The following is a 26,066-nucleotide window of genomic DNA, read 5'->3' as shown; positions in this document are numbered from 1 at the left end:
TTGCTTAATTAGTACCTTATACCCCCATGCCTATACCCCATACCTTATGCCTCACCCCTCAATATCATCCCTCACGAGTGGCATGCTCATGCAATGAAATCCCCCTCTTGCTCTGGATAATTCTGCAGATGGAATTAATATTAGAGTGTTCTCTACCTTATCAGGTGTTATGGCGCCCTTTTCTAATGCCTCAATCATGTCTTTCGCCTCTATTATTTTAAAACCGCGTTCCCGAAAGGCATCAGTAGTTTTATCGTTGCGGTCGTATCCCAATACAACGCCTTCTTTAAGCGCCAGCAGGTTGCAGGAGTCTGTCCATTGCTCCCGGCTGTCATAAGGGAACCTGTTATTGCCGGAATAAATAAACTGTACTTTATCATTGCATTTTAAATCATTGACGCTTATATCGGTTAGCAGGTCTTCAAGGTTGTCTATATAAACCGGCTTGTCTGTATTGTTTTTATGGAATTGTATAATGCGCAAGGAGTCGTCTTTTTTAGGGGAATCAAGAATTCTTTGCACCGGGTCAGCAGCTTCCTGGCGGATAGTGGCTTTGGAAAAAGCACCAAGCATTACCCATATATTCCTTTTTACCTGGGTAAACAGGGTATCAATATGCATATAATCCCTTTTTCGCGGGATTTTTACAACACTTATTTTGCTTACGAGTTCTTTCTTAAATAAGATAGTAATTACCTGGTGCGCAGCTTCCATGCTGGTGCGTTCACTAACGCCTACCAGCAGGTGATCAGGACTGACTACCATTACATCGCCACCTTCGAGGGTTACTTTTTTTTCTTCACCATCGCGTGGCATTAAAAAGTGGCGATGGGTATCTGCCAGTTCAATAATATTGTGCTGGTAGCCCGAAAACAGCGGGTGATTATAAAATATGTACTTCGCAAGCAGCGCCTCCCGTATCCGGGCTTTTTTTGCCGGTTTGTTCAGCAGTATATGATCTTTGATCACTATGCCGATATCTCTTGTAAAAATAAAATTCGGAATAGGAGGAAAGATCATGGTTTTATCGGGCAGGCTTCCTGTAATAAATACTTTAGCCAATATTGCCGGTTCCAGTTGAGCCAGCGCTTTTTGCATGAGATAAGAACAATTTTCGATCGCACATACCGATGCAGATAATTTTTCTCTAATGGTTGTATTATCGAGTATATCAGCGAGCAGGTTCTGTAATTCCACCACCTTATCTGAGCGAAAGAAATCCGGATGTTCGGGCTTGTAGAAATTCCTGTTGTTTTCCGGATCATCCGCCTGGCTTAATTTCCCTTTAATTTTTGCGGGATCAAGAAAATATAAAAGCAATTTTGTATAGTAATCGTATTCCTTACGCCGGATGGTATCCAAATGTACAATGTCTTCAAAAAGCCAGTCCTGCGCTTTGGAAGGCACAACCTTTCCCAAACCGCTATCGGGCGTATGTACCAGCACGCTTCGCAAAGTACCTATCTCTGAAGTAATATGAATTTGGGTAGAATGATTGATGCCCATAAAATGAATATAAAAGTAAGTTTTTAAGCTGTGCGCAAAGGATGGACTAACTGTATATTTGCTGTTAAAGTGATCTTTCTTTCCGGATTTAATGCCTTTTTAAACTCCCGGGAATAATATTTGTCTTATTTACCAAATGTAACAAACACTTATTTTACTTCGTTAACTTAAAAATCATTTTATGAAAAGATTGTTTTTACTTTCGGCGCTGGCACTTTTAATTTTTTCTTCCTGCAAGAAAGAAGTTACCGAAGTGCAAAAGGTAGACCAGGCATTTTCGGCAGTATATGATATTGCACCGGGCGATTGGACAACTACGAATGGCGGGGAAAGTTACTCTGCCGAACTGGATATTCCTGAACTGGATAATGTTGTTTACCAGGATGGAGCGGTATTGGTATATCTTTCTTTTTCCGGTACTTCCTATTATGAAGCGCTACCGCAGGTGTTTGATGGCATTACTTATGGCGCTGTTCATGGAGAAGGGTATATTAGTATTGATATGAGCGCATTATCGGGCAATCCGATCAATCCTCCCGGACAAACTGTTTCAGCGAAAGTTGTTCTGATTGATGCAACGAGGTTAGCATTACACAAAGATGTAGACCTGAAAAACCTCCAGTCGGTACAGAGGGCTTTCAATATACATTAATTTCTACTATTTTGTTTTTTGTTCTCGATTTGCGCTGTACCTTTGCAAAAAATTTTAAATATCATGAAAATTATTAAGTATGTATTGATTGCCGGCGTGGTTAGCCTGGCTGCATGCGGCGGTGGAGATGAATCATCAAAAACGTCTGAACAACCGGCTGCTGAAGAACAAAAAGCTGAAACACCTGCTGCAACACCCGCAGCCGAAGGCGCAGTGCTTGAAATTACAGGAAACGATGTAATGAAATTTGATAAGACAGAGCTCAGGGCTAAGGCCGGTCAAAAGGTTACCCTTACCCTTCATCATGCTGGTAAACTGGCCAAAGAGGCAATGGGGCATAATATTGTAATCTTAAAACCTGGTACAGATATCGCTGCATTTGCTGCGAAAGCAGTTGATGCAAAAGCAAATGATTATTTCCCCGAATCAGAAGCGGCAAATGTAATTGCACATACCAAAATTATTGGTGGCGGCGAAAGCGTTACCATTGAGTTTACTGCTCCTGCTGCAGGCACTTATCCCTTTATCTGCAGTTTCCCCGGGCACTATGGTTTTATGAAAGGCGATTTTATTGTAGAATAATTTTTGAAATGATTTTAAAACCCGGTCTCCGGGTTATACAAACCCACTGACACATGCAGTGGGTTTTGTTTTAAAACCTGTATTGCAGCATAATTTATTTTTGATTAGCTCATATTAATTCCCTGTTACCTGCCTAATGGTTTACTTCCGCTTTTCACGTATTTTTGACAATAGTTTAACCAACGGAATGGTTATCTGTAATTCAGGTTTAATATGTCAGACAAAGATTTTCCTTATTCAGGTTTTAGTTCATTAGCCATACATGCCGGCCACCAGCAGGATCCGAACTATGCTCATCTTACCCCGATATACGCCACTTCTACTTTTGTATACGATGATGCCGAACAGGGTATGCGCCGTTTCAGCGGTAAAGAACAGGGCTATATATATACCCGCTGGGGCAATCCCACTTTTCATGAAGCGGAAGAAAAGATCGCCGCAATGGAATCTTTTGGCGTTACAGACGAGCATGGCGATCCACTGATTTTAAAAGCCTATTTACAGGCCTCAGGTATGGCAGCCATCAGCACGTTAATGATGAGTACTTTAAAAGCCGGTGATAAAATTTTATCGCATTATTCACTTTACGGAGGCACGCAGGAGCAGATGAATACACTGTTACCCGCATTTGGTGTAGATGCAGTAATTGCCGACCTGCGCGATCTTACTATTGCAGAAGATATGCTGAAGAAGCATCCGGCAATTAAAATGATTTATATTGAAACACCGGCCAATCCTACCATTCAGTGTGTAGATATTGAAGCATTAACGCTACTGGGTAAACAATATGGAAAGGTCATCGCCTGCGATAATACTTTCGCTACGCCCTACCTGCAGCAACCTTTTAAGTATGGTGTTGATTTTGTGATCCATTCTACTACTAAATTCCTCAACGGGCATGGCACTGCCATTGGTGGCGTGTTTATGAGCAGGGATGTTTCCTTTATGAAGGGTAAGGCGTATAAAGTGTATAAAGCTTTGGGCGGAAGCAGCAGTCCTTTTGATGCTTTTTTGCTGGTGAACGGTATGAAAACCCTGGAGGTAAGAATGGAAAGGCATTGCAGCAATGCGGAAAAGGTGGCGGCACTTCTTAATACACATAGCGCTGTGGCCTCGGTAAATTATAACGGGCTAACCTCGCATCCCGACCATGCGGTAGCTAAAAAACAAATGCGCCATCCCGGCGCCATGATGAGTTTTGAGCTTAAAGGTGGTTTACAGTCTGGCATAAGCTTCATGAACAAATTGCAGTTGTGCACCCGAACCGTATCGCTTGGTACCTGTGATACTTTATTATCACACCCCGCATCTATGACACATTACAGTGTACCTAAAGAACAACGGGAACGGTATGGCATAACCGATGGTTTGATCCGCATGAGCGTGGGTATGGAAAATATTGAAGATATTCTTAGCGACCTGGAGCAGGCTTTGAAATGATTTTCTTTTGTGTTTGTTTTTGAGCGTATCGTAATTATTTGTTACAAAACTTACTGTTATGAAAAGACTGATCCCTCTTTCCTTCATACTGCTTTTTTCTGTATTTGTCACTGCGCAAAGAAGTAAAATAGAGCCCGATAAGCGGCTTTCCGGCTTGGATACGTCCCTTGAAAAGCTGCTGAAAGACTGGAATGTTGCGGGATTTGCCGTAGCTATTGTAGAAAAAAATAAAATAGTTTATAGCAAAGGATTTGGCTATCGGGACTATGCCGCAAAAAAACCGGTTACACCCAATACGCTTTTTGCTATTGGCTCCTGCACTAAAGCTTTTACTGCTGCTTTGCTGGGCATGCTGGAAAAAGATGGAAAGCTATCACTGGATAAAAAAGCAACGGAATACTTACCGGCATTGCATTTCTTTAATAACGATATGGATGAAAAGATCACCGTGCGTGATATGATGACACATCGAACAGGCTTACCCCGTCACGATTATTCGTGGTACCTGTTCCCTACTGCCTCGCGGGACAGTTTACTACAGCGCATACAATACCAGGAGCCCAATACAGGTATAAGAGCAGCATGGCAGTATAATAATTTCATGTTCCTTACCCAGGGTATGGTCACTGAAAAAATAACCGGCAAATCATGGGAAGAAAATATAAAGGAAAAAATATTTAGCCCTCTTGGTATGAGCCGCTCCAACCTGAGTGTAAAAAATATGGAGAACGGCGATGACGCTTCCCTCGGCTACAGCTTAAAAAAAGACAGCAGCATTAAAAAGCTTGATTATTTTAATATTGACGGCATGGGGCCGGCGGGTAGCATTAACAGCAGCGTTACAGAAATGGCCAACTGGGTAATAACCTGGATAAACAACGGAAAATTCAATGGTAAAGAAATACTCCCTGAACCATATGTAACAGAGGCTGTCAGCGCTCAAATGGCCATCGGTGGGGCATTGCCGGAAAAAGAAAATCCGGATATTTATTTTTCTAATTACGGACTGGCATGGTTTCTCAGTTCCTACCGCGGGCATTACCGCGTAGAGCATGGAGGTAATATTGATGGCTTTTCAGCGAGCACCAGCTTCTTTCCTTCCGACAGCATTGGAATTATTGTGCTCACCAACCAAAATGCGTCTCCTGTACCTTCTGCTGCACGTAACCTTATTGCAGACCGTATGCTGAAGTTGCCATACAAGAACTGGAGTAATGATTACAAAATGGTGGTGGCGAAATCGGCGCTGCGGGAAAAGGAAGCCCAAAAAACCAAAACATCCAATCGTATAGCAGGCACTAAACCATCTCACCCTCTTAAGGATTATGAAGGTGTATTTAATAATGCCGGTTATGGCAACCTTGAGATATACAAGAGAAATGATTCTCTTTTTGCCAGAACAAGTAAAGATTCTTTGTGGCTGCGTCACTATCATTACGATGTATTTGAAACAAAAGGTTTTGATAAAGAGGAGGGATTAGATACTTCTTCAGGAGGTACGGTTATAAATTTTACAACGAGGGATGATGGTAAGATTGGGAGTTTGAGTATGACCCTGGAATCTTCCCTGAAACCAATTGAATTTGTGTTTAAGCCCCAAGCCAAATCCATAAGTAAAGATGAGCTTCAAAAATATGTTGGTGAATATGAGCTGGGTGGTATGACGACAAAGGTTTATCTTAAAGGAGAAACTTTATTTGTATTTGTTCCCGGTCAGCCCGAATATGAAACGATTGCATTGGGTGATCATACCTTTAAATTGAAAGTGCTTGAAGGATACAGCGTTAAATTTGACGTGACGGATGGCAAAGTAACAGGCATGAATTTTATTCAGCCCAATGGTACTTTTAGAGCGAAACGGAAATAGGGAGGGGAGGTGAGTAGTGAGTGGTGAGAGGTCAGTGGTGAGAGGTGAAAGGTCAGTGAAAAGGCTTATCGTTTCACGTTTATCGTTTCACGAGGTGAGAAATGAATGGTGAATGATGAATTGTCAGTAGTGGGTAGTGAGTGTCAACTCAACCAATCAACTAACTAAGCATGAACATAGCTATAAGACCCGCAATAAAAGAAGATTGTACAAGATTGATGGAGCTGGTGCATGAACTGGCAGAATATGAAAAAGCGCCGCAGGAAGTAACGGTTGATGCTGAGCATTTTGTTGAAAGTGGTTTTGGCGAAAACCCGGTATGGTGGGCTTTTGTAGCAGAAGCTCCTTCTGCTGAAAACGTTGGGGATGCAATAATTGTAGCATTTGCTTTGTATTATATCCGGTATTCTACCTGGAAGGGTCAGCGAATGTACTTAGAGGATATTATTGTTACCAGTGAATGGAGAGGCAGGGGAATTGGTCAGATGTTGTTTGATCGTTTGCTGGAAGAAGCCAGGGCAAAAAAATTTACAGGCATGATGTGGCAGGTGTTAGACTGGAATGAATCTGCTATACAATTCTATAAAAAATACAATGCGCAGTTTGATGCAGGCTGGATAAACTGCAACGTTAATTTTTAATGTTAGCCAACGTTAATTTTTGGGAAATAAATGTTAAGGGTAAAGTTTTGAGCAACCGTATGCCCTGTAAATGCGTAATTTCAGATGGTATTTTGCTGTCGTTCACCTTCTGTTCCAAACCTCAATAGCAGAAATATGAATTTGAAAAACATTGCTTTATTATTCTTTTCAGCCTTTATGTTTTCATTTTTCGGCTGTAAAAAAGAAGATAATAATTCCGGTAATACCACTGCAGACGATAAGATAAAAGATAGTGCCTGGAGCTATGCAAAAGATCTTTATTTATGGAATAAAAATCTTCCTTCTGATTTTAATGCGAGAACCTATGCGGATCCCGATGCTATCATGAAGGCGTTGCGTCCCTATAGTACTGAATCCGGATTTACTGATCCTGTAGACCGCTGGAGCTTTGCTATAAAAAAGAATGAATGGGATGATGTAAGTTCCGGAATCAGCGGCGATTTTGGACTGGGTATATTTTTCATGTCTGAGAATGATCTTCGGGTTTCGTATGTTGAACCTGCATCTCCTGCTGCCACAGCGGGCATAGAAAGAAGCTGGCGTATTATATCGGTAAATAACAATACTGCTGTTAATACCGATGATGCAACGGTATCACGTATTACCAATGCAGTATTCAACAGTTCCTCCACCAGTTTTACTTTTAAAAAGCCCGATGGTACTGATGTTGATATTGCACTCACTGCTAAAACGTACCAGGATGAACCCATTATTCTGGATAGCATATATACCAATGGTGGTAATAAAACAGGGTACTTCGTCTATAATTCTTTTTTAGGCAATATTGGTAATATCAAAACCCGCCTTGGCGATATTTTCAATACGTTTTCTGCCGCGGGTGTTACTGATATGGTAATAGATCTGCGTTACAACGGGGGAGGCTATGTAGAGCTTCAGAATGAACTGGCAAATTATTTGGTGCCTGCCACGGGTAACAATGGCGTTATGTTGCAGGAAAAATTTAACGATAACTACAGCGCCCTTCTTGATACTACAATCAACTATCAAAAAAAAGGAGCGCTTGATCTTAGCCGTATCTTTTTTATCATAACCAAAAATACTGCATCCGCAAGCGAACTGCTTATTAATAGTCTTAAACCATATATGGATGTAAAGCTGATTGGCAGGGCAAGTCATGGAAAACCTGTAGGCTATTTTAATATAGGCGTAGGCGATTGGTACATTTTTCCTGTATCCTTTCGCAGCGTAAATAAAAACGGCGAGGGTAATTATTTCAATGGACTTCAGCCTGATGCCACTGTTGATGACGGATTGGATAAGCCCTGGGGCGATGTAAATGAAAGCTGCCTGGCAAGTGCATTGTATTATATAAATAATGGGGCTTTTTCACGTATTTCGTCCCGTGCGCAACAGGATATTAAGCTGGAAAGCAGCAATAGCGCATTGGATGTAAAAAGATTTAAGGGAGCGGTGGAGGAGAGGAGGAGAATGTGGTAATTTGAGTGAAACGTGAGAGGTGAGAAGTGAGGGGGCTGTCGTTTCACGTTTCACAAGAGAAGAGGCAGGCGGTTGCTCATAAAAGAACCAAATCACAAAAGACAAGAACCAAACTAAAGGGCAGGCAGGCCTGTCCGCCGTGGCGGATAAAAACCAAATTTCAAATCAATTACTCTGCCTGACGTTAGTAGTAATCACCTGATCTGAAAGCTGGTTGTTCAGAGACGAGAAACGTGAGAAGTGAATAGGAAAAGAGGGAAGATAACACTGACATCGACTTTCTGTGTCGTTTTTTGCTGATAGATGACCGCTGACCGCTCATAGCTCACTCCTCATTTCATAAATGCAAAATACACGGCGCCCATAAGGCAAATGAAGCTCAGCAAGTATTTCCAGTGCATGGGTTCGTGCAGGTACAGCAAAGCAAAAGCAACAAATACCACCAGTGTTATGGCTTCCTGTATAATTTTTAACTGAAAAGCGCTTAAACCGCTGATATATCCATAACGGTTGGCCGGCACCTGCAGGCAGTATTCAAAAAAAGCAATGCCCCAGCTTAGTGCAATTGCTTTCCACAGCGGAACGTTTTGATGTTTTAAATGACCATACCATGCTATAGTCATGAAGATGTTTGAAAACAACAACAATACAATGGTGCGCATACATAAATGCTTATAAGTAGAAAGCGTAGTGTGGGTTAACCTCGCCACCTGCACCCTGCAACCTGTAACCTGAGACCTCCGTCTTAATCTACTTTTGTAATCTTAAGCAGGTTGGTAGGCAAATGAAGGTGAACAGGTAAACTGCCCGTATTTACTACGGTATCTCCCGTTTTCAAAAAACCTCTTCCTTTTAAAATTTGTATCTGGTCAAAAATAATCTGGTCTATATTTTCCTCCTCATTATAAAAGAACGGTCTAACTCCCCAGCTCAGGCTAAGCTGGTTAACCAGCGATTTTTCTTTTGTAAAAATATACAATGGCGATTTAGGCCTGTAGCTGCTTACCACAAAGGCCGTGTAACCTGTTTGCGTCATCGCTAACAAAGCGTCAGCATTTACATCTTTTGCAATTTTGCAGGCATTATAGCAAATGGCATCGCTGTGAAATGAAGGAGAATGCGGCTGTGGCTTAAGGTCTTCTTCACGGTTATAGCGGTATTCCTTTTTTTCTACTTCCAGGATGATTTTGCGCATGGTTTGTACCACCAGCACCGGGTACTGACCCATTGCTGTTTCAGCGCTCAGCATCACTGCATCTGCTCCTTCCAGCACGGCGTTGGCTACGTCTGTAGCTTCGCTGCGGTTGGGTTTAATTCGGTCAATCATGCTTTCCATCATTTGCGTAGCCACAATAACGGGTTTGCCACGATGGAGGCATTTGCGTATAATGTCTTTTTGGATGAGAGGAACCTGTTCAATAGGCATTTCAACGCCAAGGTCACCCCGGGCGATCATAACACCATCCGATTCAAGAATGATCTCGCGAAGGTTTATAATGGCTTCGGGCATTTCAATTTTAGCCATCACCTTGCATTTGCTTTTCCGCTCCTCCAGTATATCTCTTATGATCTTAAGATCATCAACTTTTCTCACAAAAGAAAGCGCCACCCAGTCCAAAGCATGTTCAATCATAAAATCCAGGTCGGCAAGGTCTTTTTCGGTTAGCGCCGGTAATGAAATTTTCGTATCAGGCAGGTTCACTCCTTTTTTGGATAATAGTACACCAGGCATCGTAACCACCACTTTCACATCCCCTTTTTTCGTGATCTCCGTAACCTGTACTTCTAATTTCCCATCATCTATCAAAATTTTGTTACCTACTTCTACATCACTTGCGAGGCTTGGATAGGAAACATATATTTTTTCTTTATTTCCAATACATTTTTCATTTGTGAATGTAAGAATATCACCCACATTTACCGGCAAGGAACCATTTTCTATATCACCTACGCGAAGCTTGGGTCCCTGGAGGTCGCCTAAAATACAGATATTGTAAGGCTCTTTTTCATTAATCTGGCGGATGTATTTGATGATGTTCAACTTGTCTTCATGCGCACCATGCGAAAAGTTTAAACGGAATACGTTCACACCCGCCTTAACCAGTTCCAGCAATTTTTCATAGGTGTCGCAGGCCGGTCCAACTGTAGCGACAATTTTTGTGCGATGAAAGGCATGTTCAAGACCTGCTTGTTTATCCATTTCTTCATACAGATACTTGGTAATATTTTTTGACATACTATTATAAAGATTTTATTTTTGATATAGGGTATGGAACGTAAGGCAGGGGCATTTAATTGTACCCCAAACATTTCATAAATCTTCTACGAAGCTAATATCTTCACAATTTTAAGCCATTCGTAATCTATTGTTTGTTCCGCTTTTACTGCCTGGTCCAAAGGGGTATAATGCAATTGATTGTTTACAATCCCGATCATAGTATTAACATCTTTGCCAGTCATCAGGCATTCCACGGCTGCGTAGCCCATGCGGCTGGCGATCAGCCTGTCGAGGCAGGAAGGTGAGCCGCCACGCTGTATATGCCCGAGGATACAAACTTTTATATCGGCATTGGGCATTTTTTCCTTTAGCACTTTGGCTATTTCATTGGCTCCTCCCAGTTCGCTTCCTTCCGCTACTACCAGCAGGTTCACTAATTTCTTCCTTTTTTCTTTTTCCTGTAATGAATCAATTACTTCGTTGATATCTGTTATGCGTTCGGGGATCAGGATGTTTTCAGCGCCGGTAGCAATACCGCTGTGCAAAGCAATATAACCGGAGTCTCTGCCCATCACTTCAATAATAAATAACCTGTCGTGGGCATCGGCGGTATCCCGTATTTTATCTATGGCTTCTACGGCCGTATTTACTGCGGTATCAAAACCTATGGTAAAGTCTGTACCGGCAATGTCTTTATCAATGGTGCCGGGTAAGCCAATACAGGGAATATCGTATTCGTTGGAAAATATCTGTGCACCTCTGAAAGAGCCATCCCCGCCTATGATTACCAGCCCGTTAATGCCCAGTTTCTTAAGATTTTCGTAGGCTTTTTTTCTTCCTGCGGGTTCAAAAAATTCCTTGCATCTTGCGGTTTTAAGGATAGTGCCTCCTCTTTGAATGATGTTGGCTACGCTGCGCGTTTCCATCTTAAAAATATCATTCTCTATCATTCCCGCATACCCGCGCATAATGCCAAATACATCTAATCCATAATATAAACCGGTACGTACCACAGCACGTATCGCTGCATTCATACCCGGGGCGTCTCCTCCTGAAGTCAATACCCCGATTTTAGAAACTTTCTTTTCCATTCGTTTAAAACTTGTCTGAAATGATTAAAAATCATTCAAAGGGCAAGTGCAATTATTACAAAATTTTATATATCATTTTAAAGAAGCGTCAAAAGTACATAATTACAATCATTTCCCAATTTTAGATTAAAGGTTTAATGATTTTGTAAATTGAGGCCTTATACGCTTTAATAATGAAGATTTTAATTACCGGAGCCAACGGTCTTTTAGGACAATATGCTGTGAAACAGTTTGCAGGCGCCGGGCACGAAGTAATGGCTACCGGCAGGGGTGGCTGCAGGTTGCCGGATAATGCTAAACCATACCAATATACTGATCTTGACATTACGGATAAAAAGGGGGTATTGGCGTATGTAACTGCTATGCGGCCGGAGGTAATTGTTCATGCCGCCGCCATGGCCCAGCCCGATACCTGTGAGCTGAACAGGGAGGCATGTTACGACAGCAACACCAATGCCACGCTTTATTTTACGGAGGCTGCTGAGGCTGTGAGCGCAAAAATGCTATATATTTCAACCGATTTTATTTTTAGTGGTGATGACGGGCCCTACCGCGAAACGGATAAGCCTGCGCCTGTTAATTATTATGGTGAGACCAAATTGGCTGCGGAGCAAATCGTCCGGCAAAGTAAAATCAACTGGGCTATTGTACGAACCGTACTGGTATATGGAAATATATTATCCGGAACCAGGAGCAATATTGTAACCTGGGTAAAGGAAAATCTTGAAAAAGAAAACCCGATAAAAGTGGTAAGCGACCAGGTTCGTACACCTACTTATGTGGAAGACCTCGCCCGCGGCATACACCTGATCGTAGAAAAAAACGCCATGGGAATATACCATCTCTCCGGTAAGGAAGTGCTTACTCCCTATGAAATGGCAGTTCAGGTTGCTGATTATTTTGGACTGAATAAAACGCTGATGGAAAAAGTAGATGCTTCCGTATTTACCCAGCCTGCGCAGCGGCCATTAAAAACGGGTTTTATTATTGATAAAGCAGAAAAGGAATTGGGCTACAGCCCCGTTAGCTTTATGCAGGGCATTCGAAAAATGTTTCCTGGGAAAGAGGCAGGTATGCATAAATAAATAGGTCGCCGCATATTTTAAACGACCAATAGCCTAACCTTTTCTTATGGTAACGGCCATTTCTTTTATGATCTCCTGTATGGCATAGTTATTTTCGTTAAAGCTTTTTTTTGGGAGTACAGTGGAGTCTGATGCAGCTCTTTGAATGATCAATAGCTTTGAGTTGTCGGGCCGGTCATCTATGCTTTCATTTATTTCGTTCAGGATATTGATGTAGAACACAGCAGACCATTCTCTATTAATGATTGAATTTCCTTTTCAAATTTGAAAGGAATTTCCTTAATAAAGTCAAGTCGTTGTCCAGGTTTGTATATTGCCATTTGTTTTACGTTATCTGTCGCTTATAATTGTGCTCCGATTTACGCATCTATCTACCCTTAAACGTTCCCAGGCATTTACAAATGCCTGGGAACGTTTAAAGCTTTCAATATTTAATGCTAAACAGATTTATTCAACGGCAGAAAAATGCATGATACAGAACACTGTTATTCACTATAACACATAAACCCAATGCCATTAAAATAGCCGGATCAACTCACCACTCACTACTCACCACTCGTCCCCTCACACCACTCTTCCCATAAACGGATCCGTAATGCTAATCCTGCCTGTTTCCACCCTGCCGGCGTATCTTTTTTCAAAATCCTTTTGTCCTTTTACTTTCACACTCAGGTCGTACCAACCGGAGCTTTTAGACAGGTCGGCAATAATGCTTGCCTGTGCACCAGGGTTGATGATCTTCGTTTGCGCCTTACCTTTATAAGCATTGTCTGTTACTTCTACGGTTAGTTTTTGTTTACCGGTGTTCCTGAGCTTTATTTCGGCATTTCCGCTAAGCTTTTTTGTGGCGCCAGCAGCACGCTGGTATTCCAAAGCAATATCTAAGGCAGGATCGTTGCCATTACCCAAAAATTCGCGGAAGAAGCCATTTGGGCCGTACACCTGCAAATGATAGTTTTCATTAGCGGGCAGTGTCCATGTATCAATGAGCTGGTCGCCTGCTTTTACAGCATAATTACGAGGGGCAGTATCTTTACCGGGCATATATACATTAAATGGCGAGCCGGTAGCTGAAGTGCCAAATACTTCGTTCTTTGCTGCAAATTTTATTTTAAAAGTTTGCTTGTCATCGCTAAGCTTTCCATCTGCATACAATTGGTAAGGCAATGGCGTGGCGGGCCTTGTTCCTTTTTCCTGCTGCGGTATCCATGGTGAGGCGTAAGGATCTTTATTGATTTGTTCTATTTCGGAAGTGCTGAGATTCTTAAAGCCGGAAGGCAGCGCTTTAAACTGCGCTTTATGAATGCTTTCTAAAAATGGAATTCTGTCAACCGGTTTTGGCGCGGGTATGGCTTCTCCATTGTATGGTCTGAATACGGAGGTGAGATCTCCCGAAACCGTGCGGCGCCATTGGGTGAGATTGCTGTTCTCTATTTTCTTACCTGTTTTTTTAGATAAAAAATGTTCCAGGAACTGGATAGGAGAGGTAAGGTCAAATACTTCTGAGTTTACAAATCCGCCGCGGCTCCAGGGCGATGCCACTACCATGGGTACACGAAAACCAAGGCCTATAGGACCTTCACGGTCGCCCTTGCTTGCTGCTTTATCTTTCATCCATTGCTGGCTGCGGTTCAGGTATTCTGTTTTGGTATCTATTCCGGCCGATACCAAACCACTGTTTTCTTTATAAGGATTGGGCGGTACAAAAGGAGGTACATGATCAAAATACCCGTCATTTTCATCGTAATTGAGCACAAAAATGGTTTTTTTCCATACTTCCGGATTCTTCGTAAGAATGTCTATCACTTCACTTAAATACCAGGCGCCATACCACGGTGAACCCGGATGATCGGAAAAACGGCACGGCGCCACAATCCACGAAACAGTAGGTAATTTACCATTTTCCACATCAGTTCTGAACTGGTGCAGCACATCACCCTTTGGGATCTCCATTTTGCGCTCCGTATTGTTTTCAGTATAGGTGATATCTGTAAGGTGGCGGTAATCGGGGTCATTCCGGTTGTCGGTAAATGCCTTTTCATGCAAATTTTTATGCCACTCCGATAATTTGTTGTATGCTTCCAGGTTATACTCCTCCGAATCTTTTGTTGCGCGGGCTAGAGTCGCTTTTTTTCTGTTCAGGTCTTTCAAAAGCTGCGGACGATCATTGTTGGATTCAGGCAATGCTGCTATTTTTTCTTCCAGTTCTTTTATTATAGCAGGCAATACCTCCTGCATTTTTTTCATGTACTGGATATGCCGGGGTGAAAACCGTACCTTAAACTGCGAAAACCATTCAATGGGATTGTCGGTAAAATTGGCCAGCCAATCTTCCTCCTCTCCTTCAAAGCCGGTGTCAACGCTTAGCTCATTCTGATATATTCTCCAGGGTATATCGTTTTCTTCGAGGTATTCCGGGAATGTTTTCCACGATGCTTCCCTGTCATAGGTAACATCGGAATTATATACATTGGCCTGTACATTTTCATCGTGTTTCTCACGGATGGTTCCTGTCCAAAAATACAGCCTGTTGGGTGTTGTGCCGGTTAAGGAACCACAGAAATGCTGATCGCAAACGGTAAATGCATCGGCAAGTGCGTAATAGAAAGGAATGTCCTGCCGGTTAAAATGGCCCATGGTCAATGGCATCTCTCTCACCTCCTTATGCCCCGATTTTTTGGAGTCTAACCATTTATCATGTTTTCCTTCATTCCTGGCGTCCGTCATGTCACTCCAGCCATGCGGCAGCGACCCCAGCCAGGTAATGTTACTTTCTTTTATGTTTAAACGGAAAGGTGCATACGTTTCACCGGCAGCGTTGGATTGCAGCCATACTTTGTTTTTGTTGGGTAATGGAATAGCGCGGGGATCATTAAAGCCGCGAACGCCCTGCAGCGTGCCATAGCAGTGATCAAAGGAACGGTTCTCCTGCATCAGAAAAACAATATGTTCCGCATCAAGATAAGTAGAGCCTGCTTCGGGGTTAATAGCAAATGCTTTCTGAATAGAAGGTGGCAGTCCGCTTAGCAAACCTGTGCCGCCCGATAATAGTGCTGCTTTTTTAATAAAATCTCTCCTGGTATCCATGAGGTAAAAGGGTTTAATATATAAAGGATAAATATAGGAAATACGAAGGGAATATAAAGGTCCAGGAAATAAATAACAGGAAACAAATAAATGCAGATGGTTCGTTCCCCGCCACGGCGGGCAGGCTGCCAATGCCAGATGCAATTAAATCCGAAGCCGGAATTTCGAAACCCGAATAGAATACAGGATGAATACCAAGCATAAAGAACCAAATCACAAAAACCAAATAAATTTCAATTTCAAATCCGAAAACAGAAACCCGAAATTCGAAATGAAATCTCAACGGTAAGCCAAAAACAATAAACCACAAAATTCGAAGACGGAATTTCGAAATTCGAAGTGCAATGCAACCATAAACCACAAATCACAAAATCCGAGAGGAGAATTCATCCTACTGTTATTAATTTACCCACCTGATACCTGACTGCTGATGCCTTATCCAAACAATATCATGGCGATGATCAGGGTGAAAATAATATTGAAGAATTGTGCGATCAGGAATGCGTAAAGTGGTTTACGGTTATTGGTTTGGAACAGATCCCTGAAATTGGTTTCAAGTCCTATACTGGTAAAGGCCAGGGAAAACCAGAGCGTTTGGATATTTTTCAGTGGTGCTTTAACCGTTGCAACTACCGATGGATCTATGATAAAAGAAAAGAGCAGCGATGCAGCCACAAACCCTACTACAAATTTTGGAAAACGTTCCCATATCAATCCTAATGTAGGTTTTTGGTCAACGCCCGGGATATTGTTTTTTTTGGAGTAAGTCCAGTAAACGGATATGGCGAAAGCAGCCAGCCCTAATAATACATTCTGCGAAAATTTTACAATGGTGCTGATCTTTAAAGCTTCTTCGCCAACCAACGTTCCTGAAGCTACTACAGCGCCTGTGGTATCAATCGTTCCACCCAGCCAGGCACCGGTTACTGCTTCCGGAAATTCAAAGTAAAGCGCAATATAGGGCATGAAGATCATCATGGGAATGGCTGTGATCAGTACCAGTGAAACGACATACGATAGCTTTTTAGGATCTCCTTTTATAGCGCCTGAAGTAGCAATGGCAGCCGATACACCGCAGATGGACACGGCACTGGAAAGCATCATACCTAATTCTGCATCAATTTTTAGCTTTTTGCAGATCCAGAATGCAAAATACCATACGGCTAATACTACGATAACGGCCTGTAATAGTCCTTTGGAGCCCGCTTTCAGCACATCCGAAAAAATAATAGCGGTGCCCAGCAGTACCAGCCCGATCTTTACGAACATTTCAGTGGTTAGTGTTTGCCTGAACCAGTCGGGCAATTTTATGGTATTGCCAATCAGCAATCCAATAGCCAGGCTAAAGATCACCGATTCGAGGTTGAGGTCATTCATTGTTTTATTGCCCGTTATAACCAGGGCGATGACGGTAAGCACAAAAACAACAGGAAATACATATACCAGGTTTCGTATGGACCTTCCCGTTAGCCATGTACCCGCTATAGCGATAACGAATGTAATTAAAAATTGCAGGCTTATCTCTGCAAGGTTGTGACCCGAAAATACTTTGCTGAATAATTGGTCTGTATTGCTCCATTTAAAAGCCGGTAATGGAAAATATAATCCTGCGATAGCCAGAAGAATAAGTGCAAAGCCCAGTATTACCACTGTCCAGTCTTCTGTAATAGCTAGTCCTTTTTTTTGTGCTGCCATGAATAGAATTTTTTTTTCGCTAATGTAAAATAATATTTTCAGTATCTTCGCATTATATCATTGCATGCGGCTCACATTAATGCATGCTGTTATTCCTGCATCATTGCTTTCCCTCATAACTTTGCATGTCCGTTATAATGTTATCTAACTATTGGCTGCCTTTTATTTAACCATAAAAAAAGGTATATGTATAAAACAGGTTTTCTGATAGACATGGATGGTGTTATCTATAAGGGCAGCGAGCCTATCCCCGGTGCCGTTGCATTTATTAACGGGCTTAAGCAAAAGAAATTCCCCTTTTTGTTTCTCACCAACAATAGCCAGCGAACCAGCAGGGATGTTTGCTATAAATTGCTGAAAATGGGCTTTAACGTAAGCGATGAAGACATTTTTACCTGTGCAATGGCTACTGCCAGGTATCTTGCATCTAAAACGCCCGGTGGTACAGCATATGTAATTGGTGAAGGAGGTTTGCTGAATGAACTGCACAATGCAGGTTATTCCATTGTAGACGATCATCCTGATTATGTAGTAATAGGAGAAGGCAGAACCATTATGCTGGAATCGGTTGACAAAGCGATTAACATGATCATGAAAGGATCAAAATTGATTGCTACAAATCTTGACCCGAATTGCCCCGTAGGCGGAGGAAAATACAGGGCAGGCTGTGGCGCTTTTGTAGCGATGATTGAGATGGCAACAGGAAAGCGGGCTTTTAGCGTGGGTAAGCCAAGCCCGGTAATGATGCGTATGGCCAGAAAAACATTACAGTTGGCTACAGACGAAACGATAATGATCGGCGATACCATGAGTACCGATATATTGGGCGCAGGCTCTATGGGGTTTACCACTGTGCTTACTTTATCGGGAGTAACCAAAGCAGAAGACCTGGAACAGTTTGGGTATGCACCTGATTTTATTATTCCTTCTATACATGATCTGTTAAACGAAGAATTGTTTGATCAGGTAATCAGCAAACATGCCGAAGATCGGTTAGTAGCATTAGGTTAGCTTCATTTGAGATTGCAGTACCAGGGAAAACTTTTTTATTAAACTGCAATTTTTATTTTATGATGCTTCTGTATTTCATCAGGCCATATGGCGTGTATTGCGGGATATATTATCAATGGTCCAGTCTATTCTTTTTTCAAATGTATGTTGCCTCACGGTGCACTCCATCTTTTGGCATATGTTGCAGGAGAAGTCGAGACAGGCATCTGCATGGATGAAAAGCTCAACCGATTCTCCAAATTCTTTTTGTATTAACAACGAAAGCGCATCCATTTCGGCATGTGCTTCCTTTACATTAAGATACCAGGGTACTGTAAGATGGCAATCCATGTGCAGCACATTGCCGTATTTAATAATACGCAGATTGTGCAGGTCAATCCAGTTTACCCGCCTGTTGGCATTCAGCAATGCCACCATTCTTTGCAACAGGGCCTTGTCGGCTTCATCCATTATGCCTGCCACAGAACTTCTTACTATGCGGTAACCTGTATAAATAATAAAAAACGAAAATCCAATGGCAATCGTGCTGTCTATCCATTGCAGGTGGGTAAACCATATGAGTGCCAGTCCTGCTATAATGCCCAAAGTAGACCAAGTATCGCTTTGCAAATGCTTACCGCTGGCAACCAATGCCAGGGAATTGTTTTGTTTTCCTGTTTTTATACAATAGCCGCCGGCTATATAATTGATAATAGCTGTAACAGCTATGAGGAGAATACCAAAGTCTAATTTTTTTAACTCCCGGGGATAAATAAAATGATGAATGGATTCATATATAATAAAAACGCCTGCTATCATCATCAGTGCGCCTTCTATGGCTGCGGATAGAAATTCGGCTTTGCCATGCCCGTAAGGATGATTCGCATCGCGCGGTTTGCCAGCAATATATAAACCGAAAAGGCTGATAAATCCTGCTGTTACATTAACTGTACTTTCCAGCGCATCTGTAAGCACAGCCACAGACCGGGTAAGGTACCATGCAATGATTTTGATGATGAATAAAGCCACTGCTATAACAGTTACTATCTTTTGCAGTCGTAGATTGATCCGGGCAGTATGCAATAGTGAATATTTTGAGGTAAAGGTATTTTTTATCTCTTTACAGGGAGCGGGCTTAATAGGAATAAAAAAAGGCTCGCTGAAATCGTATTCAGCAAGCCTTTATATTGCTCTCTTATCCCTGCTTCCGGCTATTGTTTATTTTTTTTAAACCTTTTGTCTGCGGTACCGTCTTTTTTTAGGTGCTGGCTGTGCTTCTTATACCTTTTATCCGGCGTACCATCTTTCTTTAAAGGTGCAGCAGTTGCTGTTGCTGAAGATTCCTTAACCGCAGCCGTTGTTTGTTTTTGATGGTCCGCTGTTTTTACAGCATGTGTTTTTGCATGTGCAACTTCTTTTTTAGCCGTCTTTGTTTTTTCCTGTGCCGGCTGAGCCGATTGGGTTTGCTGTGCGAATATGGCGCTTCCTGTGAACAGCATAATAAAACAGGCGAGAATAATCTTTTTCATAATTGTAATTTTTTATAGAATTATACAGCATAATTAATTCCAAAATATCGCCGGCGCCTGTAACGGGTTGTTAATGAACCAGCATTAACTATTGTTTTACAATGGCCGGACGGCAGAAGCGTTCCAGGTAAAATAGCAACAGGCAGTTGTTGGGCTATGCCGGAAGGTAAAAGTGAAGGGTGAACGGTTGTTAGTTCAATTCTTGTATTTTTGTTTTCTTTTAAATAACAGTACTATGCAATTCCAGTTGAATGAAGAACAATTGATGATTCAAAAAGCAGCGCGAGATTTTGCACAAAATGAATGTTTACCGGGTGTAATAGAAAGAGATGAGAAGCAACAGTTTCCTGAAGCACAGGTCTTAAAATTAGCGGAACTGGGTTTTATGGGAATGATGACTGCGCCCGAATACGGAGGTGCAGGTATGGATAGCATCAGTTATGTGCTGGCCATGGAAGAAATAAGCAAAATAGATGCAAGTGTGAGTGTATGCATGAGCGTTAACAATAGCCTGGTTTGCTGGGGTTTGGAAAAATATGGCAGCGAAGAACAAAAGCAGCAATACCTTACTCCATTGGCCCAGGGCCGTAAAGAGGGGAGCTTATACCTGGGTGCTTTTTTGCTCAGCGAACCGGAAGCCGGGAGTGATGCAACCTCACAGCATACCATAGCCGAAGATAAAGGCGATCATTATGTATTGAACGGAACCAAAAACTGGATCACCAACGGCAAAACTGCCAGCATATACCTGGTAATGGCGCAAACAGATGTATCAAAAGGCAGCAAAGGCATTAATACTTTTATTGTAGAAAAAAATACCGCAGGTATAACAGTTGGAGCAAAAGAAAATAAATTAGGCATCAGGGGAAGCGATACGCACAGTGTTATGTTCCAGGATGTAAAAGTGCCCAAACAAAACCGCATAGGCGATGATGGCTTTGGCTTTAGCTTCGCCATGAAAACACTGGCTGGCGGGCGCATCGGCATTGCAGCGCAGGCGTTGGGCATAGCTTCCGGGGCCTATGAAAGAGCGGTTGATTACGCGAAACAGCGCAAGGCCTTTGGTAAAGAGATCGCCCATCACCAGATTATACAGTTTAAACTGGCAGACATGGCAACCCGTATTGAAGCCGCGCGGTTATTGTGTTTGCGGGCGGCATGGGAAAAGGACAACGGTAATGATTATACACTTAGCAGTTCTATGGCTAAAGTATATGCTTCTGAAACAGCTATGTGGGTTACTACAGAAGCAGTGCAGATTCACGGAGGCTATGGCTATGTAAAAGAATATCATGTAGAACGCCTGATGCGCGATGCAAAAATTACACAGATATATGAAGGCACCAGCGAAGTGCAAAGGATAGTGATTGGAAGGGGGATATTGAAGTAGGGGGAGTTACAGGTTACAGGGAGGTAAGGGGCTACAGGTTATAGAATTCAGGGATATACAATAAGCAATTCATGGCGGTAAATATTGAAGCATATCAAAGTATAAAAAAAGAACTGGATAGTAAAAATGTAGTGTTGGTTGCAGTATCTAAGACCAAGCCCGTTAATGACATTCGTACTTTATATGATCTGGGTCAACGCGATTTTGGTGAAAACTACGTGCAGGAGCTTGTGGAAAAACAAAAGCACTTACCCGGTGATATCCGCTGGCATTTTATAGGTCACCTCCAGCGCAATAAAGTAAAGGAAATAGCGGCTTTTGTTCATTTAATTCATGGCGTGGACAGCCTGAGGCTTTTGGCTGAGATCAATAAGCAGGCTACCAGGGGTAACAGAACCATTTCCGTATTGCTGCAGGTGCATATAGCACGTGAAGAAACAAAATTTGGACTGGATGAAAACGAACTGGAAGAAATAGTAAAAAGCCTTTCGGGATTGAATAATGTAGCAATAAAAGGACTGATGGGCATGGCATCATTAACAGATGACAGGGAAACCATAAGAACAGAATTCCGTTACCTGAAATCATTATACGATCAGTTCTCGTTACCTGCGCAACCTGCCCTCCACTCATCACTGGCCATTCACCCCTTACCACTCACTACCCTTTCCATGGGCATGAGCAATGATTACCCGATTGCTATCGAGGAAGGAAGCAATATGGTTAGAATTGGCAGTTTATTATTCGGCGCCAGGAGTTAGAGGTATGAAAATCATACTTTAAAATTTGTAGTGTATACTATTGCATTTTTAATATAATTGTGTTTCCTTTAAGTGCTTCATTCAAAAAAGAAAACAGATTCGTATGTATGTGTTTAAAAAATTGGCATGGATCATTTCATCCATGTTCTTCATGATAAGTTTATTATCCTGCAAAAACAAGTCTTCACAAATAAAGAGCGAACCGTTTATTGATCTGACCGGCATGGATTCAACAGTGAAGGCGGGCGAAGATTTCTTTTCGTATGCCAATGGTAAGTGGTATCAAAACACGGTTATTCCTGCCGACCAGTCTGGCTGGGGTACTGCTCATATATTGTATGAAGACAACAGAGAAAAATTGCATGCCATGCTGGAGGAATCTGCCGCAGGCAATAATTTTGCGAAAGGTTCGCCCGAACAGATGATGGGTGATTTGTATGCGGGAGCAATGGATTCCTTGGCTATTGATAAGGCGGGGTATACTCCTGTTGCAAATGATCTTAAACGGATTGATGGATTGTCTTCTGCAGCAGATATCGTTAAGGAGTGTGCTTATGAATACAGCCAGGGTGCAGGTAACCTGTTTGGCGCCTATGTGGCGGCCGATGACAGAAATGCGGCTGTTAATAAACTACAATTTTACCAGTCTGGATTATCGCTGCCCGGCAGGGACTATTATTTGAAAGATGATGCTGAAACAAAACATATCCGCAGTGAATTTGTACACTATGTTGCCCGTATATTTAAAGCAATTGGCGTGGATAGTTTAACGGCAACAAAAAATGCGTCAGCTATTCTTGAACTGGAAACAGCTTTGGCCAAATCGCATTCCACCCCGGTTGAATTAAGGGATCCCGTAAAAAATTATAACAAGTTCGCAGTAAAGGATCTCAATACGTTAACACCAGGCATAAACTGGGATCAGTTTATTGAAACCTATGGTGCAAATACAGATACCGTATTGGTGGGTCAGCCGGATTACTTTAAAGAACTGGACAGGCAATTGAAATCTGCTCCATTAGAGGTGTGGAAAAATAAGCTCAAACTGGGCGTAATAGAGGAAGCATCACTGGGCAATCCTTTCGAAGATCTGCAGTTTTCATTTTACAGGAAAACATTAAGAGGTATACAGGAAAAACCTGTGCGCTGGAAAATGGCAACGGGCGTTGTGAATAACCTGGCAGGAGACCTGCTGGGCAGGGTGTATGTAAATAAATATTTTCCGGCCGATGCTAAAAAAAGAATGCTTGACCTGGTAAATAACCTGCAGCGTGTATACGAGAGCAGGATAAAGAATTTAGACTGGATGAGCGACAGCACCAAGGAAAAAGCGTTGAACAAACTCAATGGCTTTGTAAAAAAGATAGGGTATCCCGATAAATGGAAAGATTATGCCGGCGTGCATATTGAAAGGAATGATTATTTCAGTAACATCAGGCAACTGGAGATATATGAGTTTAAAAGAGATTTGGCTAAAATTGATAAACCGGTAGACAAAACAGAATGGTTTATGAATGCTTCCGAGGTAAATGCGTATTATAATCCTTCTTTTAATGAAATCGCGTTTCCTGCAGGAATTCTTCAGCCGCCGTTTTTTAATAACGCCGCAGATGACGCCATTAACTATGGCGCCATAGGTGCGGTTATCGGGCATGAGATGACGCACGGCTTTGACGACCAGGGCAGACAGTATGATGCAAACGGCAACCTGCACGACTGGTGGACGAAAAAGGATGCAGAGCTATTTACGCAGAAAGCAAAAGTGGTAATTGACCAGTACGATGCGTATACGATGCTGGATAGTTTGCATGTAAACGGCAGGTTAACGTTGGGAGAAAATATTGCTGATATTGGTGGTTTGATGATTGCTTACGATGCTTTTAAAAATACGCCTCAGGGTAAGGGTGATGAAAAAATTGACGGGCTCACACCTGATCAGCGTTTCTTTTTATCTTTCGCCAATGTATGGCGTTCAAAATTCAGGGATGCTACGGTGAGGGAAAGACTGCTGCTTGATCCGCATTCACCTGCAAAATACAGGGCAAACGGTTCGGTTTCGAGCATGCCTGTGTTTTACAATGCATTTAATATAGAGCCCGGCGATAAAATGTACCGTGCTGATAGCGTAAGAGCGAAAATATGGTAGGGCAGCAGGTTACAGGTTGCAAGTTACAGGGACGCCCTCTCAAAGAAGGGAACCAATCAGGCAATCACCCCCTTTCACTTCAACTTATTCTTTTCAACGCCATCGTTGGTAATAATCACGGGTTTGATCAATCCATTTCCATCAAAATACATGCGGTCAATACAGGTTACTCTCGCATTGCGGTCGGTTTCGGTTAAAGGCCGGCGATGGTAAACCATATACCATTGGTCGGCGCCTGGGCTGTGGATCACCGAATGGTGGCCGGCGCCGGTTGCGATTTTCGGATCCTGCTGGAGTATCTTTCCAATTCTTTTGAACGGACCAAACGGCGAATCAGCAATTGCATAGGCAACGCTGTAGTTGGGGCCTGTCCAGCCGCCTTCCGACCACATAAAATAATATTTGCCATTGCGTATAAACATAAAGGGGCCTTCAACATATCCTTCCGGTGTTATTTCTTTAAATGTTGTTCCGTCTTCAAAAGGAATGAAGCCCGTAAAATCATCATTGAGTTGGGCGATGTTGCAATGTCTCCATCCGCCGTATATTAAATAATACTGCCCGGTGCTGTCTTTAAAAACAAACTGGTCAATAGGCTGTGCGCCGTTACGAAACTTATCCACCAATGGTTTGCCCAGGTGATCTTTAAAGGGCCCTGCGGGATGATCGGCAACGGCAACCCCAATGCCACCCGGTTCTTTATCACTTTGAATATCGTTGGCGCCGAAAAATAAATAGTACTTGTTTTCTTTCTCTACAATGGCCGGCGCCCACACCGCCCTTTTGGCCCACTTAATAGCAGCGGTATCCATTATGCGGTTATGCTTTGTCCATTGAATAAGGTCTGGTGATGAAAAAGCGTCTAAAAAAACCTGCTTGTCATAAGGCGCGGAGTAAGTAGGATATATCCAGTATGTATTATTAAAAATGATGCCTTCAGGGTCGGCGTACCATCCCGGAAAAATGGGATTGCCTGATTTGATTACGTCTTTCTTTTGTTGCGCATGAAGGATGGTGGCGTAAACCAATAAAGCACTAATCAGCATTATTCTTTTCATTATGCTTTTTATGCGAAACTACATGATTTGCCGGTAGTAGAAGTTGGGTCTCTTAACTAATAATATTGGGCCATCGCCGGAGGCGATAATAAGAAAGTTCGCGGCGAGGACGCCGCGAACAGTAGCGTTTCGTATTAATTTACCGGTATATTGTTAAACCTGCCGGAAGCATCGGTGATGCTGCCAGAGTTCCCTCCTGCATCAATACAGCCGAAAGAAAAAAGAAAGGTGCCGGATGCCTTATTGCCTTCAATAGTTTCTATTTTAAGCCAGGATTTAGTTGTAAAATAGTCGAATACATAAAAATGCTTTATCAGCGAATTTCCTTTAAAATGCGAATAGGAAATTGTGCCCCTGGTATCGGCAAGGGGTACATTATAATAGTTGAGATTATAGGTTTTACCCTCTATCAGCTTATCTCCATCCACGGCACGCGACCATTCGAAGCTTACTATATACTCATCTGTGCCACCGCTTTGGTAGCTTGCATCGCAGAATTGCCATTGAGGTAAAGGAGGAGAAGTTGCCACTCTTGAAACTGTGAAAATCCAAATGCACCGAATGGTATCTTTAGCCGTATATATTCTCATGGTTCCGCTGACCGGCATGGAGGCTTTAAACTCATAATCTTCGTTTGTAACCTCAACAGGAACACCCTGAATTTTCATGGCTACGTAAGATTGTACCTGGTCGAGAGCCGGAGGGTCATTATCATTATTGTTATCATCCGGCGATACATCCTCTTTTGAGCACATACCCGCTACCGATATTGAATAGAAAATAAAGCAGAACACGGAATATTTAAGTGTAGAAAGTAATTGTTTCATAACGCGATATTTTAAGCGATGT

22 protein-coding genes are annotated in these 26,066 nt (G+C 42.3%); 11 read left to right on the top strand and 11 right to left on the bottom strand.

What is annotated here, in order from left to right; genetic code table 11:
- Positions 1-51: 51 nt before the first annotated feature.
- Entirely contained in the window at positions 52-1,506 is a 1,455-nt protein-coding gene (locus tag FRX45_RS02440) for an arginine deiminase family protein (protein WP_152266787.1), read from the bottom strand.
- Positions 1,507-1,687: 181 nt separating this feature from the next.
- Here FRX45_RS02440 and FRX45_RS02435 point away from each other — a divergent pair, with 181 nt between their 5' ends.
- The 6 genes from FRX45_RS02435 to FRX45_RS02410 all read left to right on the top strand — a co-directional run bounded on the left by FRX45_RS02435 (position 1,688) and on the right by FRX45_RS02410 (position 8,167).
- Positions 1,688-2,158: a hypothetical protein gene (locus FRX45_RS02435; protein WP_152266786.1), complete on the top strand. Its 471-nt coding sequence runs from the start codon at positions 1,688-1,690 to the stop codon at positions 2,156-2,158.
- A 63-nt stretch (positions 2,159-2,221) separates the two neighbouring features.
- Positions 2,222-2,740 (top strand): azurin, encoded by a 519-nt coding sequence (gene azu / locus FRX45_RS02430; RefSeq protein WP_152266785.1) that lies wholly within the window; start codon positions 2,222-2,224, stop codon positions 2,738-2,740.
- A 213-nt stretch (positions 2,741-2,953) separates the two neighbouring features.
- Positions 2,954-4,180, top strand: a complete 1,227-nt coding sequence (locus FRX45_RS02425; RefSeq protein ID WP_152266784.1) for a trans-sulfuration enzyme family protein — start codon at positions 2,954-2,956, stop codon at positions 4,178-4,180.
- Between the two features lie 58 nt (positions 4,181-4,238).
- Positions 4,239-6,047, top strand: a complete 1,809-nt coding sequence (locus FRX45_RS02420) for a serine hydrolase (protein ID WP_152266783.1) — start codon at positions 4,239-4,241, stop codon at positions 6,045-6,047.
- Between the two features lie 170 nt (positions 6,048-6,217).
- Positions 6,218-6,688 (top strand): GNAT family N-acetyltransferase, encoded by a 471-nt coding sequence (locus FRX45_RS02415; protein ID WP_152266782.1) that lies wholly within the window; start codon positions 6,218-6,220, stop codon positions 6,686-6,688.
- Positions 6,689-6,823: 135 nt separating this feature from the next.
- Complete coding sequence (locus tag FRX45_RS02410) at positions 6,824-8,167, top strand: S41 family peptidase (RefSeq protein ID WP_193311557.1); 1,344 nt, start codon at positions 6,824-6,826, stop codon at positions 8,165-8,167.
- Between the two features lie 332 nt (positions 8,168-8,499).
- Here FRX45_RS02410 and FRX45_RS02405 read toward each other — a convergent pair whose 3' ends face one another.
- The 3 genes from FRX45_RS02405 to pfkA all read right to left on the bottom strand — a co-directional run bounded on the left by FRX45_RS02405 (position 8,500) and on the right by pfkA (position 11,476).
- Entirely contained in the window at positions 8,500-8,829 is a 330-nt protein-coding gene (locus FRX45_RS02405) for a DMT family protein (protein WP_152266780.1), read from the bottom strand.
- A gap of 83 nt (positions 8,830-8,912) precedes the next feature.
- Entirely contained in the window at positions 8,913-10,403 is a 1,491-nt protein-coding gene (gene pyk / locus FRX45_RS02400; RefSeq protein ID WP_152266779.1) for a pyruvate kinase, read from the bottom strand.
- Positions 10,404-10,489: 86 nt separating this feature from the next.
- Entirely contained in the window at positions 10,490-11,476 is a 987-nt protein-coding gene (pfkA, locus tag FRX45_RS02395) for a 6-phosphofructokinase (RefSeq protein ID WP_152266778.1), read from the bottom strand.
- A 173-nt stretch (positions 11,477-11,649) separates the two neighbouring features.
- On the opposite strand from pfkA, the gene FRX45_RS02390 reads away from it, so the two are divergent.
- Positions 11,650-12,561: an SDR family oxidoreductase gene (locus tag FRX45_RS02390; protein ID WP_152266777.1), complete on the top strand. Its 912-nt coding sequence runs from the start codon at positions 11,650-11,652 to the stop codon at positions 12,559-12,561.
- A gap of 33 nt (positions 12,562-12,594) precedes the next feature.
- Here the strand turns inward: FRX45_RS02390 and FRX45_RS02385 are convergent, their stop codons facing one another.
- The 3 genes from FRX45_RS02385 to FRX45_RS02375 form a co-directional block, all read right to left on the bottom strand.
- Entirely contained in the window at positions 12,595-12,783 is a 189-nt protein-coding gene (locus tag FRX45_RS02385; RefSeq protein ID WP_152266776.1) for a hypothetical protein, read from the bottom strand.
- Between the two features lie 342 nt (positions 12,784-13,125).
- A complete protein-coding gene (locus FRX45_RS02380) occupies positions 13,126-15,648 on the bottom strand; it encodes a phosphocholine-specific phospholipase C (protein ID WP_152266775.1) in 2,523 nt (840 codons plus the stop codon).
- Positions 15,649-16,083: 435 nt separating this feature from the next.
- Positions 16,084-17,343: a YeiH family protein gene (locus FRX45_RS02375; protein ID WP_152266774.1), complete on the bottom strand. Its 1,260-nt coding sequence runs from the start codon at positions 17,341-17,343 to the stop codon at positions 16,084-16,086.
- 186 nt (positions 17,344-17,529) lie between these two features.
- Here FRX45_RS02375 and FRX45_RS02370 point away from each other — a divergent pair, with 186 nt between their 5' ends.
- Positions 17,530-18,354: an HAD-IIA family hydrolase gene (locus FRX45_RS02370; RefSeq protein WP_152266773.1), complete on the top strand. Its 825-nt coding sequence runs from the start codon at positions 17,530-17,532 to the stop codon at positions 18,352-18,354.
- Between the two features lie 78 nt (positions 18,355-18,432).
- Here the strand turns inward: FRX45_RS02370 and FRX45_RS02365 are convergent, their stop codons facing one another.
- Both FRX45_RS02365 and FRX45_RS02360 read right to left on the bottom strand, forming a co-directional pair.
- The gene (locus FRX45_RS02365) at positions 18,433-19,416 is read right to left on the bottom strand and encodes a cation diffusion facilitator family transporter (protein WP_152266772.1); all 984 of its coding nucleotides are present in this window, start codon (positions 19,414-19,416) and stop codon (positions 18,433-18,435) included.
- A gap of 128 nt (positions 19,417-19,544) precedes the next feature.
- Entirely contained in the window at positions 19,545-19,862 is a 318-nt protein-coding gene (locus FRX45_RS02360) for a hypothetical protein (protein ID WP_226804884.1), read from the bottom strand.
- Between the two features lie 235 nt (positions 19,863-20,097).
- On the opposite strand from FRX45_RS02360, the gene FRX45_RS02355 reads away from it, so the two are divergent.
- From FRX45_RS02355 to FRX45_RS02345, 3 genes are all read left to right on the top strand, one after another.
- Positions 20,098-21,252, top strand: a complete 1,155-nt coding sequence (locus tag FRX45_RS02355) for an acyl-CoA dehydrogenase (protein ID WP_152266771.1) — start codon at positions 20,098-20,100, stop codon at positions 21,250-21,252.
- A 71-nt stretch (positions 21,253-21,323) separates the two neighbouring features.
- Positions 21,324-22,013, top strand: a complete 690-nt coding sequence (locus FRX45_RS02350) for a YggS family pyridoxal phosphate-dependent enzyme (protein WP_152266770.1) — start codon at positions 21,324-21,326, stop codon at positions 22,011-22,013.
- 103 nt (positions 22,014-22,116) lie between these two features.
- The gene (locus FRX45_RS02345) at positions 22,117-24,159 is read left to right on the top strand and encodes a M13 family metallopeptidase (protein ID WP_152266769.1); all 2,043 of its coding nucleotides are present in this window, start codon (positions 22,117-22,119) and stop codon (positions 24,157-24,159) included.
- 74 nt (positions 24,160-24,233) lie between these two features.
- Here FRX45_RS02345 and FRX45_RS02340 read toward each other — a convergent pair whose 3' ends face one another.
- Together FRX45_RS02340 and FRX45_RS02335 are read right to left on the bottom strand one after the other, a co-directional pair.
- Positions 24,234-25,217, bottom strand: coding sequence for a glycoside hydrolase family 43 protein (locus FRX45_RS02340; RefSeq protein ID WP_152266768.1), 984 nt, complete (start codon positions 25,215-25,217; stop codon positions 24,234-24,236).
- 134 nt (positions 25,218-25,351) lie between these two features.
- Complete coding sequence (locus FRX45_RS02335) at positions 25,352-26,044, bottom strand: hypothetical protein (protein ID WP_152266767.1); 693 nt, start codon at positions 26,042-26,044, stop codon at positions 25,352-25,354.
- Positions 26,045-26,066: the final 22 nt, after the last annotated feature.

The organism is Agriterribacter humi, from assembly GCF_009192765.1.
Classification (GTDB): domain Bacteria; phylum Bacteroidota; class Bacteroidia; order Chitinophagales; family Chitinophagaceae; genus Agriterribacter; species Agriterribacter humi.
This window is presented reverse-complemented; position numbering and strand designations above follow the sequence as displayed.

Bases quoted from the DNA above. Each gene is read 5' to 3' on its own strand.
- FRX45_RS02355 (WP_152266771.1), top strand. From the start codon at position 20,098: ATGCAATTCCAGTTGAATGAAGAACAATTGATGATTCAAAAAGCAGCG.
- FRX45_RS02390 (WP_152266777.1), top strand. From the start codon at position 11,650: ATGAAGATTTTAATTACCGGAGCCAACGGTCTTTTAGGACAATATGCT.
- FRX45_RS02360 (WP_226804884.1), bottom strand. From the start codon at position 19,862: ATGAAAAAGATTATTCTCGCCTGTTTTATTATGCTGTTCACAGGAAGC.
- FRX45_RS02415 (WP_152266782.1), top strand. From the start codon at position 6,218: ATGAACATAGCTATAAGACCCGCAATAAAAGAAGATTGTACAAGATTG.
- FRX45_RS02435 (WP_152266786.1), top strand. From the start codon at position 1,688: ATGAAAAGATTGTTTTTACTTTCGGCGCTGGCACTTTTAATTTTTTCT.
- pfkA (WP_152266778.1), bottom strand. From the start codon at position 11,476: ATGGAAAAGAAAGTTTCTAAAATCGGGGTATTGACTTCAGGAGGAGAC.
- FRX45_RS02380 (WP_152266775.1), bottom strand. From the start codon at position 15,648: ATGGATACCAGGAGAGATTTTATTAAAAAAGCAGCACTATTATCGGGC.
- FRX45_RS02370 (WP_152266773.1), top strand. From the start codon at position 17,530: ATGTATAAAACAGGTTTTCTGATAGACATGGATGGTGTTATCTATAAG.
- pyk (WP_152266779.1), bottom strand. From the start codon at position 10,403: ATGTCAAAAAATATTACCAAGTATCTGTATGAAGAAATGGATAAACAA.
- FRX45_RS02375 (WP_152266774.1), bottom strand. From the start codon at position 17,343: ATGGCAGCACAAAAAAAAGGACTAGCTATTACAGAAGACTGGACAGTG.
- FRX45_RS02345 (WP_152266769.1), top strand. From the start codon at position 22,117: ATGTATGTGTTTAAAAAATTGGCATGGATCATTTCATCCATGTTCTTC.
- FRX45_RS02405 (WP_152266780.1), bottom strand. From the start codon at position 8,829: ATGCGCACCATTGTATTGTTGTTGTTTTCAAACATCTTCATGACTATA.
- azu (WP_152266785.1), top strand. From the start codon at position 2,222: ATGAAAATTATTAAGTATGTATTGATTGCCGGCGTGGTTAGCCTGGCT.
- FRX45_RS02425 (WP_152266784.1), top strand. From the start codon at position 2,954: ATGTCAGACAAAGATTTTCCTTATTCAGGTTTTAGTTCATTAGCCATA.
- FRX45_RS02410 (WP_193311557.1), top strand. From the start codon at position 6,824: ATGAATTTGAAAAACATTGCTTTATTATTCTTTTCAGCCTTTATGTTT.
- FRX45_RS02340 (WP_152266768.1), bottom strand. From the start codon at position 25,217: ATGAAAAGAATAATGCTGATTAGTGCTTTATTGGTTTACGCCACCATC.
- FRX45_RS02350 (WP_152266770.1), top strand. From the start codon at position 21,324: ATGGCGGTAAATATTGAAGCATATCAAAGTATAAAAAAAGAACTGGAT.
- FRX45_RS02335 (WP_152266767.1), bottom strand. From the start codon at position 26,044: ATGAAACAATTACTTTCTACACTTAAATATTCCGTGTTCTGCTTTATT.
- FRX45_RS02420 (WP_152266783.1), top strand. From the start codon at position 4,239: ATGAAAAGACTGATCCCTCTTTCCTTCATACTGCTTTTTTCTGTATTT.
- FRX45_RS02440 (WP_152266787.1), bottom strand. From the start codon at position 1,506: ATGGGCATCAATCATTCTACCCAAATTCATATTACTTCAGAGATAGGT.